This is a genomic window from Paracoccus yeei ATCC BAA-599 (assembly GCF_000622145.1).
Classification (GTDB): Bacteria; Pseudomonadota; Alphaproteobacteria; order Rhodobacterales; family Rhodobacteraceae; genus Paracoccus; species Paracoccus yeei.
On the sequence record NZ_JHWH01000021.1, the window covers coordinates 1 to 14203 of the forward strand.

Sequence of the window (14203 nt, forward strand, 5' to 3'; positions counted from 1 at the left end):
AGTTCGTCCAGCAGTTCGTTCGAAATCGTCATCGTCCTTGCTCCTCTCAGAAAGCATGGACCAGATCACCGATACACAGAAGATCGGACACTCTCACTTTCTCTGGCTTGTCACCGCCTTCCGTCCGCCCCCCTCACCGCCCCCGCCTCCCATCCAACTCCACCTTCAGCACCGCCGAGGCCACCCGCTCCTCCCCTACCGGCACCCCCACCTCGCCGAACCGGGTTACCGCATCCCCCAGCACCTCCTCTTCCATCCGCTGCAGGTCCCCCCAGCGCGGCCGACGTCCGTCGTGGCCTTCCTCGACCCGCCGCTTCATGTAGTCCATCGTCTCGGCGCCTCGGATCATCCCCGCCAGCCGCGCGTGCATCCAGACCGACAGCACCCGATTCAGCCGCGGCTGCCAGTCCGCCCCGGTCGAGCGAAAGAACCGCACGATCTCCTCGTCCAGCCGGATCGTCACGCGGGTCTTTTTCGACTGGCCCTTCTCGCGCGCGATCTCGTGCCATTCGGCGGGGATGCGCAGCTCCTCCATCAGCCGCTGGTGCAGGTCCCATTCCAGCATCCGCATGGCGTCGGCCATGTAGTGATAGTTCATCCGCCGCTGCTCGTCCGCCTTCGCCATCGCGCACCCTCCGTCCAGGACCGAAGGCCATGATCGGCTCGCGGGGGTTAACGAAACCGTAACGCGGCGCGCGTTGCCGGTGTACGCGCGGTGTACGCCCCGTGCACGGCCGGGGGACGCATGGTGCGGCGCGGAAACGGGCATGAAAAAACCGGCGCTCCCCCTTCGGGGAAGGCCGGTCCGTGACCCTGGGGGCCGGATCTGGGGTCAGTGGACGCTGACCGGCTCCAGCTCGTTCTGGCGCGCCAGCATGAAGGCCAGGCTGCGGTCCTTGACCAGTGCAAGGCGTTCGCCATCCGCGCCGTGGACGGCATAAAGCGCATCCACATCAGGCACTTGCCGGCGAACCTCGTCGGGAAGCGTGTCCATCGCCACGCGGCGGATATAGACGGTGTTGCCCGAGGTTTCCGGGCCGAAATCGAATTTCTCGTTCATCTGCGATCCCCTTTCACTTGCGGCTGATCGGTATGGTCTGCACGACGCTCTCGGGTGTCGAGCGGCGCAAGTCTATGTTAAGCAAGCCGTTTTCCAGCTTCGCCGCGACCACCTCGACCCCGTCCGCTAGGACGAAGCTGCGCTGGAACGCGCGCGAGGCGATGCCCCGGTGCAGGAACACCCGCTCCTCCTCCGGCTCGGTCTGGCGGCCGCGCACCACCAACTGCCGGTCCTCAAGCGTAAGCGCCAGATCTTCCTCGGAAAAACCGGCAACCGCCAGGGTGATGCGGAACCCGTCCGGGCCCTGATGCTCGATATTGTAGGGCGGATAGCCCTCGGCACCCTTGGCGGCCCGTTCGGCCAGACGCTCCAGCTGATCGAACCCCAGCAGGAACGGATGTGCGGCCAGCGAAATCTTGGTCATGTTCAGCCCATCGTGCAGCGACTGTTACGGACGGGCCCCGATGCGGCGACCCGCTTGATGGCAATATGGGCAGCGCCCCGCCCCGAGACAAGGGGCGGCATTCGTTAACCAATTCCAGCAAGGCCATTAACACCGCGGAAACCGCGGGTTATAACGGGGCAGTCCAGCCCGAGGCCCGATCATGAACGCCCAGTACGAAATGTCCCATGACGAGATCGCGCGCGCCCGGCTCGAGGTGCTCAGGCGCGAGCATCGGGACCTGGACGAGGCGATCGAGGCGCTCGCCAGCCAGAGCCTGACCCATTCGCTGACCCTCCAGCGCCTGAAGAAGCAGAAGCTTGCGCTGAAGGACCGGATCGCCCGGCTGGAGGATGAGCTGACCCCGGACATCATCGCCTGATTGCATCGCGCGCCCCTGCGCGCTAGGGCGGGGCGAAAAGGGGGCACGGATGGAAAGACCCGTCGGAATCATCATGGGCAGCCAGTCGGACTGGCCCACCATGCGCGAGGCTGCGGCCATTCTGGACGAACTGGGCATCGGCTATCAGGCGCGCATCGTCAGCGCCCACCGCACGCCCGACCGGCTGTGGGACTATGGCAGGACGGCGGTCGAAAGGGGCCTCAAGGTCATCATCGCCGGCGCGGGCGGGGCGGCGCATCTGCCCGGCATGATGGCCAGCAAGACGCGGGTGCCGGTGATCGGCGTGCCCGTCCAGACCAAGGCGCTGTCGGGCGTCGATTCGCTTTATTCCATCCTGCAGATGCCCAAGGGCTATCCGGTTGCGACCATGGCGATCGGGGCGGCGGGGGCGGCGAATGCCGGGCTGATGGCCGCCGGGATCCTGGCGATTTCCGACCCCGATCTTGCCGCGCGGCTGGATGCCTGGCGCCAGGCCCTGTCCGATTCCATCCCCGAGGAGCCCAAGGATGACTGAACTGAAACCCGGCGCCGCCATCGGCATCCTGGGCGGGGGCCAGCTGGGGCGGATGCTGTCGGTCGCGGCCAGCCGGCTGGGCTATCGCTGCCATGTCTATGAACCGGGCGCGGCGCCGGCGGGCGACGTGGCCCATGCGGTGACGAACGCCCCCTATGAGGATCAGGACGCCCTGCGCGCCTTCGCCGAATCGGTCGATGTGATCACATACGAATTCGAGAACGTGCCGACTTCGGCGCTGGACCTGCTGGAATCGCTGCGCCCGATCCGCCCGAACCGGCGGGCGCTGGCCGTGTCGCAGGACCGGCTGACGGAAAAGGACTTCCTGACGGGCATCGGGCTGACCACCGCGCCCTATCGCAACGTCGAGACCGAGGCCGACCTGCCCGCCGCGCTGGCCGACCTTGGGGCGCCCGCGATCCTCAAGACCCGGCGCATGGGCTATGACGGCAAGGGGCAGATCCGCTTTTCCGACGCGGGACAGCGCGACTGGACGGGCGCGCCCTCGGTCCTGGAGGGCTTCGTCGCGTTCTCGGCCGAGGTCAGCGTCATCGTGGCGCGCGGCGCGGACGGGCAGGTGGCCGCCTATGACCCGGGGCTGAACGTGCATCGGGGCGGCATCCTGCGCACCACGACCGTGCCTTGCGGGCTGCCGGCCAGCCTGCTGACCGACGCGGTGCTGATCGCGGCTCGCATCGTCAATGCGCTGGATTATGTCGGTGTCATGGGGGTCGAACTGTTCGTGACGCCCCAAGGGCTGATCGTGAACGAGATCGCGCCGCGCGTCCACAACTCGGGGCACTGGACCCAGGCGGGCTGCGCGGTCGACCAGTTCGAGCAGCACATCCGTGCCGTCGCCGGCCTGCCCCTGGGCGACGGCCAGCGCTATGCCGATGTCGAGATGGAGAACCTGATCGGCGACGACATCGACCGCATCCCGGATCTGCTGCGGCGCCCCCGCACCCAGGTCCATCTGTATGGCAAGGGCGAGGCGCGGCCGGGCCGCAAGATGGGCCACGTCAACCGGGTGCTGTAAGCGCCGTTGCCACCCGCGCGAATTCCTCGCGCCCGCCGGGGATGCCCAGGCGGACCCAGCGGGGGTGCCAGGGAAAGATCCGGCTCCAGATGCCGGCGCGGGCCAGCCGGGCCTGCGCCGCCCGAGCGTCCGGCGCGTCGTACAGCCGGAACAGATGCGTGCCCCCGGCCAGGTTCCAGCCCGCCGCCAGGACGATCTGATCCAGATGCAGCGCCGCCTCGGCCAGCCAGGTCACGGTTGCCTCGCTCCACGCCTCATCGGCCAGCGCCGCCGCCCCGATCTCCAGGGCGGGGCCCGACACGGGCCAGGGGCCCGCGCGCTCGGCCATGCGGGCCAGCAGCGCCGGGGCGCCGATGGCAAAGCCCAGCCGCAGCCCCGCCAACCCCCAGAACTTGCCGAAGGACCGCAGCACGGTAACGTTCGGCGGCGGCGCGCCGGCCACCGACAGATCGGGCCGGGGGTCGGCGAAGCTTTCATCGACCAGCAGGTGGCCCACGGTCGCGGCGATCCGGGCGATCTGCCCGGGCTCGAACGACCGCCCGCAGGGGTTGTTGGGATTGACGATCACCCCCAGGTCGGCGCCCGCCAGCGCCTCGGGGGTCTCGGGCGTCTCGACCCGCCAGCCGGCGGCGGCAAGGCTGGCCGCGTGTTCGTTGTAGGTCGGCGACAGCACCGCCGCCCGCCGGCCCGGCACCGCATGGGGCAAAAGCTGGATCCCCGCCGACGCCCCTGCCAGCGGCAGGATGGCCTCGGGCGCAGCGCCGTAGCGGGCCGAGGCCGCCGCCACCAGCCGCGCCTGGTCGGCGCGCGTCGGCAGGGCACTCAGCGCATGGGCCGACAGCGGCGCCGGGACATAGGGCCGCCGGTTGATCCCGGTGGACAGGTCGATCCATGCCGCACCGCCGAAGTCGCGTGCCGCCCTGTCCAGATCGCCGCCGTGGTCGCGCATCATTCCTCCTGCCCCTGTGGGCGCCTGACCGGTCCCGCCTGTCGCGCCCATCGTTGTGCACATGCAGCAATCGGAGGGGGTGGTAACGGAATTTTCTCTTTACACCCTCATGGAACCGGAACACGATATCTAGTAAGCACATTCCGGCAACTACGCCGGGTGTAGTCGGCGCCCACCATATGGCGGGCTGGCCCTGTTTCGAAAGGCAGGAAGATGACGCAGCTTGGCGACTTCATCCACAGCGACGAAATCCATCCCATCGACATCGTCGAGACGGTCGCGGCCCATCACGACTGGGACTTCGACCGGCTGGCCGAGGACCAGATCGCCATGGCCGTCGAAGGCCAGTGGCGGACCTATTCGCTGACCCTTGCCTGGTCGCCGCGCGAGGAGGTGCTGCGCCTGATCTGCACCTTCGACATGGACCCGCCCGCCGACCGGCTGCCGGCGCTGTATCACGTCCTGAACCTGGCCAACGATCAGGTCTGGGACGGCGGCTTCACCTTCTGGGCGGCGCAAAAGCTGATGGTCTGGCGCTATGGGCTGGTCCTGTCGGGCGAGGCCATCGCGAGTCCCGAACAGATCAACCAGATGATCCGCAACGCCATCGAGAATTGCGAGCGCTTCTATCCCTGCTTCCAGCTGGCCTGCTGGGGCGACGCCTCGCCCGAGGCGGCAATGGACATCGCCCTGGCCGAGGCTTACGGTCGCGCCTGAACCCGCCCGGGAGGACCGGGCAGGGGGCGCAAGCCGAGGGGGCAGCATGGATTTTTCGGATGTGAACGCGCGCGGCCTGGTGCTGGTCGGCTGCGGGCGGATGGGCGGCGCGCTGCTGGACGGCTGGCTGCAGAACGGGCTGGCGGCGGGCGCGGTGCATGTGATCGACCCCAATCCGCGGGCGGAGCTGTCGGATCTGGGTATTTCGGTAAACGGTGAATTGCCCGGCGATCCCGCCGTCCTGCTGATCGCGGTCAAGCCGCAGATGATGGCCGAGGTGCTGCCGCGCCTGTCGGTCGGCGGCGATACGCTGGTCATCTCGGTCGCGGCGGGCGTCACCATCGCGGCCTATGAGGCGGCCTTTCCGGCGGCGCCCATCGTGCGCGCCATGCCCAACACCCCCGCCGCCATCGGCCAGGGCATCACCGCGATCATCGGCAACGCCCGCGCGGGCGCGGCGCAGATGGCGCTGGCGCAGGCGCTGCTGTCTGCCGTCGGGCGCGTCGTGCGGCTGGACTCCGAGGACCAGATGGACGCGGTGACGGCGCTGTCGGGTTCGGGCCCGGCCTATGTCTTTCACCTGATCGAGGCGATGACGGCGGCCGGCGCGGCCGAGGGCCTGTCCCCGACCCTGGCGCTGGAACTGGCGCGCGCGACGGTCGCTGGCGCGGGCGCGCTGGCGGTCGCCCAGGACGAGGATCCGGCCCGGCTGCGCGAAAACGTGACCTCGCCCGGCGGGACCACGGCGGCCGGCCTGGCCGAGCTGATGGACCCGGACCATGGCCTGCCGCCCCTGATGCGCCGCACCGTCGCCGCCGCTGCGGCCCGCGGGCGGGAGCTGGGCCGATGATCGGCGCGGCGGGCGATGTGGTGGTGATCGGCCCCGACCAGCCGGTCCCCCTGGGCGCAAGGATGTTCTGATGAAGCTTCTGGTCACACGGCGCATGACCGAACGGGCCGAGGCCGCGTTGCGCGCGCGCTTTGACACCACCCTCTTGGAGCGCACCCAGGGGCTGAACCCTGCCGAGGCGGCGCAGGCGATGCGAGACTATGACGCGGTGATGCCGACGCTGGGCGATCGTTTCAGCGCCGAGGCGTTTTCCCAAGGGCTGCGCTGCCGGCTGCTGGCGAATTTCGGCGCGGGCTACAACCACATCGACGTGGCGGCGGCGGCGGCGGCCGGGATCGCGGTGACGAACACCCCCGACGCCGTGACCGAGGCGACCGCCGACATCGCCCTGACGCTGATCCTGATGACCGCCCGCCGCGCCGGCGAGGGCGAGCGGCTGCTGCGCCGGGGCGACTGGATCGGCTGGCAGCCGACGCAACTGCTGGGGCGCCATGTCAGCGGCAAGACCGTGGGCATCATCGGCATGGGCCGGATCGGCCAGGCCATCGCCCGCCGCTGCCATTTCGGCTTTGGCATGACGGTCGCGTTCCACAACCGCTCGCGCGTGACCGGCCTCGATTTTCCCGCCCGCCAGGCCGAGGGGCTGGAGGCGCTGCTGAAGGCCGCCGATTTCGCGGTCGTCGCGGTGCCGGGGGGCGCGGGCACACGCCACCTGATCGGCGCGGCGGAACTCGCGCAGCTGGGCCGCCAGGGCATCCTGGTCAATATCGCCCGGGGCGACGTGGTGGACGAGGCGGCGCTGGTCGCCGCGCTGCGGGACGGCACCATCGCGGGGGCGGGGCTTGACGTCTATGAACGCGAACCCGTCCTGGCCCCCGGCCTGATCGACCTGGAAAACGTGACCCTGCTGCCCCATCTGGGCACTGCGGCCGAGGAGGTGCGCACCGACATGGCGATGCGTGCGCTGTCGAACCTGCTGGCCTTCGCCGAAGGACGCGATCTGCCCGACCGGGTGAACCGCTAGGCCCTATTCGGCCGCGATTCCCATGTCGTCCCGGCCGCGCGGCAGCACGGCGGCAAAACGGTCGCGCGCCTGCCCCGTCAGGTGGATCAGTCGGCCGGCGCTGATCGTGGCCTCCACCGCACCGCTGTCCTGTGCCACCACTACCAGATCGGCGCGGCATCCCTGGTCCAGCCGGCCCCGGTCGGGCAGCCGCATGATCTCGGCCGGGTGCTGCGACAGCAGCGCCCAGATCCGGGGCAGGTCGGCCAGTTCCGGCCCCGCCAGCGCCAGCGCCAGCGCCACCAGCCGCCCCGGCGCCCCGTCCGAGACGATGGCGTCGCCGAAGCCGCCGCGCAGGAACTCGACCAGCCGCTCGTCCTCGCGCGCCGACAGCAGCACCGGGTCGCCCATCGCCCGCGCCGCCGCGGCGGCCGAGGGGGCGGCCGGGCAGGCGGCCAGCCCCGCGCCGATCATGGAATGCGTCTCGCGCATGGCGCCGCCGGTGTCGCCGATGCTGCCATAGCGCGCGCGCGCCTCGTCCAGCGCCTCGGCCAGGCGGCACAGGTGGCGCGGCACCTCGCGCCGGCGCAGGGCGGCGGCCTCAAGCTGCAGCGCCAGCGCCGCCGGGTCCAGCGCCAGCCGCCGCGCCTCGGCCCCAAGCGCCGCAGGGTCGTGCTGGTGCAGGTCCTCGAGCCGGCCGAAGTCGCTGGCGAACCAGGCAAGCTCCGGCCGCGCCTCGCGGCACAGCGCGACCAGCGCGTCGGTGCAATCGGTGCGATAGCTCTCGATCCGCAGCGCCGGGCGCAGGTCCGGCCACCCCCCGGGCCGCAGCGCGCGGACCAGCGCGGCGCAGGGCTCGGGGTCGTCCTGCCAGCCCCACAGCGGCGCGGGCCAGGCGGTGGTGATGCCGTGGCGGGCGGCGACCCGGGCGCAGGCCCGCAGCCTCTCGGCGGCGGAGCCCCGGGCAGGGGGCACGAACAGCAGGTCCACGATGCCCGGCAGCACCAGATAGCCCTGCAGGTCCACCGCCGGCAGCGGCCCCCGGGTGATGCGGCCCCGCGCAATGGCGACCGAGCGCTGGCGCAGTTCGCCCTCGCGCAGGATGGTGGCGCCGGTCAGGCGGATCGGGGGCAGGTGGGGCATGGTCCGTCTCGTGCCGATGGTTCGGGCAATGATGCGCCATGGTTGTGAAACGCCCGTGACATCCGGCCCGGTTCCGGCGCCGGATCGGTCCGGTCCCGGGGACCAGCCTGGCCCTTGACGCCGCCCGCGCGCCCGGCGCAGGCTGCCCGCCGGATCGCCTGCAAGGGGGAAGGGATGCTTTACGCCTATGCCACGACCGGCACGGCGCTCGTGCCGCTGGCACCGCAGGCCGACCTGTCGGCGGCGATCTGGGTCGACCTCTATCGCCCGCTCGGGTCGCAGGCGACGGCGGTCGCCGCCCTCGACTATGAGATCCCCACCCTGGCGGATATGGAGGAAATCGAGCTGTCGAACCGCCTCTACATGGACCGCGGCACCGCCTACATGACCGCCGTCCTGCCCGGCCAGCTGCCCGAGGGGGGCAGCGCCGCCATGCCGGTGACCTTCATCCTGAACGCCCGCCGGCTGGTCACCGTGCGCCACCACGCGCCCCGCCCGTTCGAGACCTTCCCCCGCCGCGCCGACCGCGGCAGCACCGGCTGCGACACGCCCGAACGGGTGTTCCTGGGCCTGGTCGAGGAGATCGTGGGCCGGCTCGCCGACCTCTCCGAGGGCGTGGGCAAGGTGCTGGACCGCATCGCCGGCCGGGTCCTGTCGCGCGACGCCACCAGCGAAACCGAGTTCCTGCAGGACGCGCTGGTCACGATCGGCCAGCAGGCCGAGCTTCTGGGCCATGTGCGCATGGGGCTGCTGTCCCTGGACCGGATCCTCGTCTATCACGCGGCGGTCACGCCCCGCGACCAGGCCCCGCGCGGCCTGGCAAAGGGCATCCAGCGCGACATCCAGGCGCTCGAGGTGCATGCCGATTTCCTGACCTCGCGCATCGGCATGACCATCGATGCGACCATGGGGATGATCGGGCTGCAGCAGAACGAACGCGTCCGCATCCTCTCTGTCGTTACGGCCCTGTTCCTGCCGCCGACGCTGATCGCCAGCATCTACGGCATGAACTTTCGCGTCATCCCGGGGCTGGAATGGTCGATGGGCATGCCCATGGCGCTGGGGATGATGGCGGCCTCGGTCGCGGGCGTGCTGGCGCTTTTGCGGTGGAAGAACTGGATCTAGCCGCGCAGCGGGACCTCGCCTAGCAGATGAAAGCGGCCCCCGGCGTCCTCGCCCAGCAGCGACACCGCCCGCACCGGCATCGGCGCCCGGATCAGGGGGGCAAAGACCGGCTCCAGCGCGCGGACCAGCTGCCCCGCCGCTTCGGCCTCCAGGCTTCCCGACAGCGTCAGGTGATAGGCGAACAGGCCCAGCACCCAAGGGTAGCCCCAATGGTCCAGATGGGCGCGGGCCGTCTCGGGCAGGGTCTCGGGACGCCGCCGCTCGCGCTCCTCGGCCGTCAGGGGCGCGCGCAGATCGTCAAGCCGCGTGACCAGCGCCTGCTCCAGCGCCAGCAGGGCGGGGGGCTGCTGGCGCGGGCGCAGCGCGACGAAGCCGTGCCACGCACCCAGTTCCAGCGCCAGGTCGAAGGGTGCCAGGTGGTCGCAGACCAGGGCCGCGCGGCGCAGCAACTCGTCCGGCCCATGCCCGGCGGCCAGCCGGAACGGCGCCTTGAGCGTCGCGTGAAAGCCATAGGGCCGGGGCGCGCGGGTCAGCGCCTCGGCATCGCCCGGCAGCCCCCTGACGACGGGCCGGGCGGCCGGTGACCCCCTGCGCGGGTCCCAGCCCAGCCAGGCCGTCCCCATCTGTGCCAGCGCGCCCTCGGGCAGATGATAGATCGCATAGCGCCGAAATTCCATCTCGTCCCTTTTTGACGCCCGGCTCTTCACCGTTTCCCAAATACCCAAGGCCGCCCGCGCCACCGGCACCGCCGCCCGCAGCAGGGGCGTTCAGCCCGCCAGGGGGCGCGTCGCCCGGTTCAGCCAGTCCCGCACCTCGGGGTCGACCAGCGGGCCGATCTGGTCCCGCACCCGGGCGTGATAGGCGTCAAGCCAGGCCACCTCGTCCCCCGACAGCAGTGCCGGGTCGATCAGCCGTTGGTCGATGGGGGCCAGGGTCAGCGTCTCGAAGCCCAGCATGGCGCGCCCGTCCGGGCTTTCGACCGGGTGCACCACCAGCAGGTTCTCGATGCGGATGCCGAAGGCGCCCTCGCGGTAATAGCCGGGCTCGTTCGACAGGATCATCCCGGGCTCCAGTGGGATGTCGGACACGCGGGAAATCCTGACCGGCCCCTCATGCACCGAAAGCCCGGCGCCGACGCCATGGCCCGTGCCGTGGTCATAGTCCAGCCCCTCCATCCACAGGGGCGCGCGGGCCAGCGCGTCCAGGTGACAGCCGGCGACGCCGCGCGGGAACTGCGCCCGCGACAGTGCGATCATGCCTTGCAGCACGCGGGTATAGGGCCGGCGCACCGCCGGATCGGGGTCGCCCATCGGCAGGGTGCGGGTGATGTCGGTGGTGCCGTCCGGATATTGCCCGCCCGAATCGACCAGCAGAACCTGGCCCGGCAGGATGCGCAGGTCGCTGTCGGCGCTGACCCGGTAATGGCAGATCGCGCCATGCGGCCCGGTGGCCGAGATCGTGTCGAAGCTGATGTCCAGGATCCCCCGCGCCATGCGCAGTTCCTCGAGCTTTCGGGCGACGCCGATCTCGGTCAGCGGCTCGTCCTCCAGCCGCGGCGCGCGCCGGTCCAGCCAGCACAGCAGTTCGGTCACGGCGGCGCCGTCGCGCAGATGCGCCGCGCGCATGCCGGCGATCTCGGCCGGGTTCTTGGCGGCCTTGGGCAGGATCACGGGGTCGGGCGCCTCGGCGATGCGCGCGCCCATGCTTTCGACCAGCCGGAACACCTGATCGGGGGCGGTGGCGGGGTCCAGCCGCACCGGGCCGCCCAGGTTCGTCAGCGCGGGCGTCAGCGCCTCGGGGGGCAGGATGGTGACGGCGTTCCCCAGCGCTGCGCGAACCTCGGGGCCGAACTTGGCGGGCTCGGCAAAGACGGCGACGCGGGCGTCGTCCTCGATGATGGCAAAGCCCTGGACGACCGGGTTCTTGGGCACGTCCGTGCCCCGGATGTTCAGCAGCCAGGACAGCGAATCCGGCAGCGTCAGCACGGCGGCGCGCTGCTCGGCCGCGCGCAGGGCGGCCGCGATGCGCTCGCGCTTCTCGGCCGCCGTCTCGCCTGCCACCGCATCGGGCCACAGCCGCACCGCGCCGGCCGGGGCCGGTGGCTGGTCGCTCCAGACCGCGTCGATCGGGTTCGTCTCGGCCGCGATCAGCGCGACGCCCGACCCGGCCAGCCCCTTTTCCATCTCGCGGATCTCGCGCCGCGTGTGCAGCCAGGGGTCATAGCCCACGCGCCCGCCCTGCGGCAGCGCCTCGGCCAGCCAGGCCGAGGGGCGCACCTCGGGCCAGGGCACCGGGATGAAATGCGCCGCGTCGATCTCGGCCTTGACCTGCACGCGATAACGACCGTCGACGAACACGCCGGCGCGGTCCCCGGTCACGATGGCAAAGCCCGCGCTGCCGGTAAAGCCGGTCAGCCAGGCCAGCCGGGCGTCGCGGGCGGCGACATATTCGCCCTGATGGGCGTCGGCGCGCGGCACGATGAACCCGTCCAGCCGGCGCGAGGCAAGCTCGGCCCGCAGCGCGGCCAGGCGCGGCCCATGCGCCGCCGGGTCCGAATGGCTGTCGTAGGTCTGGAACATGGCTTTTCCTTTCGACGCCCTCAGCCGGCGCGGCGCTGGTGCATGGCGCGGGCGCGCTTGCGCGGGTCGCTTTCGAACAGCGCGGCCAGCTGTTCCGTCATCGCGCCGGCCAGCTGCTCGGCGTCGGTGATCGTCACCGCGCGCTGGTAATAGCGCGTCACGTCATGGCCGATGCCGATGGCCAGCAGCTCGACCTGCTTCTTCTTCTCGATCATGGCGATCACGTCGCGCAGGTGCTTTTCCAGATAGTTCGCCGGGTTGACCGACAGCGTGCTGTCGTCGACCGGCGCCCCATCCGAGATCACCATCAGGATGCGGCGCTGCTCGGGGCGGCGCACCAGCCGGCGGTGCGCCCATTCCAGCGCCTCGCCGTCGATGTTTTCCTTGAGCAGGCCTTCCTTCATCATCAGCCCCAGGTTCGGGCGCACCCGCCGCCAGGGCGCGTCCGCCGCCTTGTAGATGATGTGGCGCAGGTCGTTCAGCCGCCCCGGATGCGCCAGCCGGCCCTCGGCCAGCCATTTCTCGCGGCTCTGGCCGCCCTTCCAGGCGCGGGTGGTAAAGCCCAGGATCTCGACCTTGACCTGGCTGCGCTCCAGCGTGCGGGCCAGCACGTCGGCGCAGATCGCGGCGATGCTGATCGGCCGCCCCCGCATCGAGCCCGAGTTGTCCAGAAGCAGCGTCACCACCGTGTCGCGGAACTCGGTGTCCTTCTCGACCTTGAAGCTCAGCGGCGTCGTCGGGTTCGCCACCACGCGCGCCAGACGGCCCGCGTCCAGGACGCCCTCCTCCTTGTCGAACTCCCAGCTGCGGCTCTGCTGCGCCTGCAGGCGGCGCTGCAGCTTGTTGGCCAGCCGGCTGACGGCGCCGCGCAGGGGCTCCAGCTGCTTGTCCAGATAGGCGCGCAGCCGTTCCAGCTCGGCCGGGTCGGCCAGGTCCTCGGCCCGGATCTCCTCGTCGAAGTCCTGGGCATAGACCTTGTAATCGGCGCTCGCCTCGCTGACTGGGGGGGGCAGGTCGGGCGGGCTCTCGGCCTCGGACATCTCGGCCTCGTCGGCCATCTCCTCGTCGGACTGGTCGTCCATGCTGACCTGGGCCTGGCGCTCGTCCTGGGTCTGGTCCTGGCTGCGCTCGGGGCTGGCCTCGGCCTCCTCGTCCTGGCTCTGGTCGCGGGACTGGTTGTCGCCGGCCTCCTCGTCCTGCTCGGCGTTCTCGTCGGCCTCGTCCTCCTGCGGCTCGTCCGGGTCGTCGCCCAACTGGTCCCCATAGCCGAGGTCGGAAATCACCTTGCGGGCCAGCCGCGCAAAGGCCGCCTGATCGCCCAGCACGCCGTTCACCTGGTCCAGGTCCGCGCCCGCCTGCTCCTCGACGAAGGGCCGCCACAGGTCGGCGACATGCTGGGCCGAGGACGGCAGCGCCCGTCCCGTCGCGGCCTGCCGCACCAGATAGCCCGCCGCCACCGCCAGCGGCGCATCGGCCGGCGCCTTGATCTGGCCATAGCCCTTGCGGTCGGCTTCCTGACCCAGCTTGGCGTCGATGTTGGATAGCGCGCCGGGCATGTCGCGCGCGCCCAAGGCCTCGCAGCGCGCCGTCTCCATCGCCTCGTAAAGGTCGCGCGCCATCGGGCCCGCGGGGACGTATTTCGCATGCGTCGCCGCGTCGTGATGGCGCAGCTTCATCGCCAGCGCATCCGCCGTGCCCCGCGCCATCAGCACCTCGTCGCGGGTCATGCGGCGGCTGACCTGCGGCAGGCGCATGGTGTCGCCCGAGACGCCCGAGGGATCGGCGCTGAAGGTCACGTTCAGCTCATGCTCCTCGGCCATGGCGCGGGTGGCCTCGGTCAGGGCCTTCTTGAACGGATCGGCGGGGTTGTCGGATTTTTTCATGCCCTGTTTTTGGGCCAGATTCCCGCCGCTGTCGAGGGGCCAGTCGCCCCTCGGTGTCGGTCCCGCTCAGGCCGCGCGGGCGGAGGCGGCGGCGAACTGGTCATAGGCGCGCAGCGCGTCGGCGGCATACATCAGCGCCGGCCCGCCGCCCATGTAGACGCACAGGCCAAGAACCTCGGCCACCTCGTCGCGGCTGGCGCCCAGTTCGACCAGCGCCTTGCCGTGAAAGCCGATGCAGCCGTCGCAGCGCTGCGTGACGCCGATCGCCAGGGCGATCAGTTCCTTGGTCTTGGCATCGACGCTGCCCGAGGCGGTCGCGGCGCGGGCCAGCGCGCCAAAGCCCTGCATGACCGGCGGAACTGTGCGACGCAGCTCGGCCGTATAGGCGCCGATGCCGGCGATGATGGCGGGATAGTCCTTGTCCGGGGTCATGGCGAATCTCCTCTTTTCAATTCATTAATCATTGATATAAGGGAAGCATGAATTGTAAAGGCCGACC

16 protein-coding genes are annotated in these 14203 nt (G+C 70.8%); 7 read left to right on the plus strand and 9 right to left on the minus strand.

The window, feature by feature from the left end; all coding sequences use genetic code 11:
* Nucleotides 1-133 precede the first annotated feature (133 nt).
* The 3 genes from BU28_RS22895 to BU28_RS0112455 form a co-directional block, all read right to left on the minus strand.
* On the minus strand, nt 134-625 hold the full coding sequence (locus tag BU28_RS22895) for a BrnA antitoxin family protein (RefSeq protein ID WP_036762821.1): 492 nt from the start codon (nt 623-625) through the stop codon (nt 134-136).
* 207 nt (nt 626-832) lie between these two features.
* Complete coding sequence (locus BU28_RS0112450) at nt 833-1060, minus strand: DUF1150 family protein (protein WP_028719773.1); 228 nt, start codon at nt 1058-1060, stop codon at nt 833-835.
* Between the two features lie 13 nt (nt 1061-1073).
* On the minus strand, nt 1074-1484 hold the full coding sequence (locus BU28_RS0112455) for an Hsp20 family protein (RefSeq protein WP_028719774.1): 411 nt from the start codon (nt 1482-1484) through the stop codon (nt 1074-1076).
* 181 nt (nt 1485-1665) lie between these two features.
* Between BU28_RS0112455 and BU28_RS0112460 the strand changes: the two genes are divergently transcribed.
* Genes BU28_RS0112460 through BU28_RS0112470 form a run of 3 tightly spaced genes read left to right on the plus strand, consistent with a single transcriptional unit; the run spans nt 1666 to nt 3455 of the window.
* Nucleotides 1666-1884, plus strand: coding sequence for a YdcH family protein (locus BU28_RS0112460; protein ID WP_028719775.1), 219 nt, complete (start codon nt 1666-1668; stop codon nt 1882-1884).
* A 49-nt stretch (nt 1885-1933) separates the two neighbouring features.
* Nucleotides 1934-2419 carry a 5-(carboxyamino)imidazole ribonucleotide mutase gene (gene purE / locus BU28_RS0112465; protein ID WP_028719776.1) on the plus strand — a complete coding sequence of 162 codons (486 nt, stop codon included), beginning with the start codon at nt 1934-1936 and terminating at the stop codon, nt 2417-2419.
* Nucleotides 2412-3455 carry a 5-(carboxyamino)imidazole ribonucleotide synthase gene (locus BU28_RS0112470; protein WP_028719777.1) on the plus strand — a complete coding sequence of 348 codons (1044 nt, stop codon included), beginning with the start codon at nt 2412-2414 and terminating at the stop codon, nt 3453-3455. The genes purE and BU28_RS0112470 overlap by 8 nt, the downstream gene beginning before the upstream one ends.
* On the opposite strand, the gene cobD is transcribed toward BU28_RS0112470, so the two are convergent.
* The gene (gene cobD, locus BU28_RS0112475; protein WP_028719778.1) at nt 3439-4404 is read right to left on the minus strand and encodes a threonine-phosphate decarboxylase CobD; all 966 of its coding nucleotides are present in this window, start codon (nt 4402-4404) and stop codon (nt 3439-3441) included. The two genes, BU28_RS0112470 and cobD, sit on opposite strands and share 17 nt — an antisense overlap.
* 213 nt (nt 4405-4617) lie before the next feature.
* On the opposite strand from cobD, the gene BU28_RS0112480 reads away from it, so the two are divergent.
* From BU28_RS0112480 to BU28_RS0112490, 3 genes are all read left to right on the plus strand, one after another.
* Nucleotides 4618-5121, plus strand: a complete 504-nt coding sequence (locus tag BU28_RS0112480) for a type III secretion system chaperone family protein (RefSeq protein WP_028719779.1) — start codon at nt 4618-4620, stop codon at nt 5119-5121.
* A 46-nt stretch (nt 5122-5167) separates the two neighbouring features.
* Nucleotides 5168-5971, plus strand: coding sequence for a pyrroline-5-carboxylate reductase (gene proC / locus BU28_RS0112485; RefSeq protein WP_028719780.1), 804 nt, complete (start codon nt 5168-5170; stop codon nt 5969-5971).
* 70 nt (nt 5972-6041) lie between these two features.
* Entirely contained in the window at nt 6042-6995 is a 954-nt protein-coding gene (locus BU28_RS0112490) for a 2-hydroxyacid dehydrogenase (RefSeq protein ID WP_028719781.1), read from the plus strand.
* Nucleotides 6996-6998: 3 nt separating this feature from the next.
* Here the strand turns inward: BU28_RS0112490 and BU28_RS0112495 are convergent, their stop codons facing one another.
* Nucleotides 6999-8117, minus strand: coding sequence for an amidohydrolase family protein (locus tag BU28_RS0112495; RefSeq protein WP_036762823.1), 1119 nt, complete (start codon nt 8115-8117; stop codon nt 6999-7001).
* 174 nt (nt 8118-8291) lie between these two features.
* Here BU28_RS0112495 and BU28_RS0112500 point away from each other — a divergent pair, with 174 nt between their 5' ends.
* On the plus strand, nt 8292-9242 hold the full coding sequence (locus tag BU28_RS0112500; RefSeq protein ID WP_028719783.1) for a magnesium transporter CorA family protein: 951 nt from the start codon (nt 8292-8294) through the stop codon (nt 9240-9242).
* Here BU28_RS0112500 and BU28_RS0112505 read toward each other — a convergent pair.
* The 4 genes from BU28_RS0112505 to BU28_RS0112520 form a co-directional block, all read right to left on the minus strand.
* Complete coding sequence (locus BU28_RS0112505; protein WP_028719784.1) at nt 9239-9919, minus strand: DUF1045 domain-containing protein; 681 nt, start codon at nt 9917-9919, stop codon at nt 9239-9241. The genes BU28_RS0112500 and BU28_RS0112505 overlap by 4 nt on opposite strands.
* 90 nt (nt 9920-10009) lie before the next feature.
* A complete protein-coding gene (locus BU28_RS0112510) occupies nt 10010-11821 on the minus strand; it encodes an aminopeptidase P family protein (protein ID WP_028719785.1) in 1812 nt (603 codons plus the stop codon).
* Nucleotides 11822-11841: 20 nt separating this feature from the next.
* Nucleotides 11842-13704, minus strand: a complete 1863-nt coding sequence (gene cobT / locus BU28_RS0112515; protein ID WP_028719786.1) for a cobaltochelatase subunit CobT — start codon at nt 13702-13704, stop codon at nt 11842-11844.
* A 66-nt stretch (nt 13705-13770) separates the two neighbouring features.
* Nucleotides 13771-14136 carry a carboxymuconolactone decarboxylase family protein gene (locus BU28_RS0112520; RefSeq protein ID WP_028719787.1) on the minus strand — a complete coding sequence of 122 codons (366 nt, stop codon included), beginning with the start codon at nt 14134-14136 and terminating at the stop codon, nt 13771-13773.
* Nucleotides 14137-14203: the final 67 nt, after the last annotated feature.

Bases quoted from the DNA above. Each gene is read 5' to 3' on its own strand.
- BU28_RS22895 (WP_036762821.1), bottom strand. From the start codon at position 625: ATGGCGAAGGCGGACGAGCAGCGGCGGATGAACTATCACTACATGGCC.
- BU28_RS0112450 (WP_028719773.1), bottom strand. From the start codon at position 1,060: ATGAACGAGAAATTCGATTTCGGCCCGGAAACCTCGGGCAACACCGTC.
- BU28_RS0112455 (WP_028719774.1), bottom strand. From the start codon at position 1,484: ATGACCAAGATTTCGCTGGCCGCACATCCGTTCCTGCTGGGGTTCGAT.
- BU28_RS0112460 (WP_028719775.1), top strand. From the start codon at position 1,666: ATGAACGCCCAGTACGAAATGTCCCATGACGAGATCGCGCGCGCCCGG.
- purE (WP_028719776.1), top strand. From the start codon at position 1,934: ATGGAAAGACCCGTCGGAATCATCATGGGCAGCCAGTCGGACTGGCCC.
- BU28_RS0112470 (WP_028719777.1), top strand. From the start codon at position 2,412: ATGACTGAACTGAAACCCGGCGCCGCCATCGGCATCCTGGGCGGGGGC.
- cobD (WP_028719778.1), bottom strand. From the start codon at position 4,404: ATGCGCGACCACGGCGGCGATCTGGACAGGGCGGCACGCGACTTCGGC.
- BU28_RS0112480 (WP_028719779.1), top strand. From the start codon at position 4,618: ATGACGCAGCTTGGCGACTTCATCCACAGCGACGAAATCCATCCCATC.
- proC (WP_028719780.1), top strand. From the start codon at position 5,168: ATGGATTTTTCGGATGTGAACGCGCGCGGCCTGGTGCTGGTCGGCTGC.
- BU28_RS0112490 (WP_028719781.1), top strand. From the start codon at position 6,042: ATGAAGCTTCTGGTCACACGGCGCATGACCGAACGGGCCGAGGCCGCG.
- BU28_RS0112495 (WP_036762823.1), bottom strand. From the start codon at position 8,117: ATGCCCCACCTGCCCCCGATCCGCCTGACCGGCGCCACCATCCTGCGC.
- BU28_RS0112500 (WP_028719783.1), top strand. From the start codon at position 8,292: ATGCTTTACGCCTATGCCACGACCGGCACGGCGCTCGTGCCGCTGGCA.
- BU28_RS0112505 (WP_028719784.1), bottom strand. From the start codon at position 9,919: ATGGAATTTCGGCGCTATGCGATCTATCATCTGCCCGAGGGCGCGCTG.
- BU28_RS0112510 (WP_028719785.1), bottom strand. From the start codon at position 11,821: ATGTTCCAGACCTACGACAGCCATTCGGACCCGGCGGCGCATGGGCCG.
- cobT (WP_028719786.1), bottom strand. From the start codon at position 13,704: ATGAAAAAATCCGACAACCCCGCCGATCCGTTCAAGAAGGCCCTGACC.
- BU28_RS0112520 (WP_028719787.1), bottom strand. From the start codon at position 14,136: ATGACCCCGGACAAGGACTATCCCGCCATCATCGCCGGCATCGGCGCC.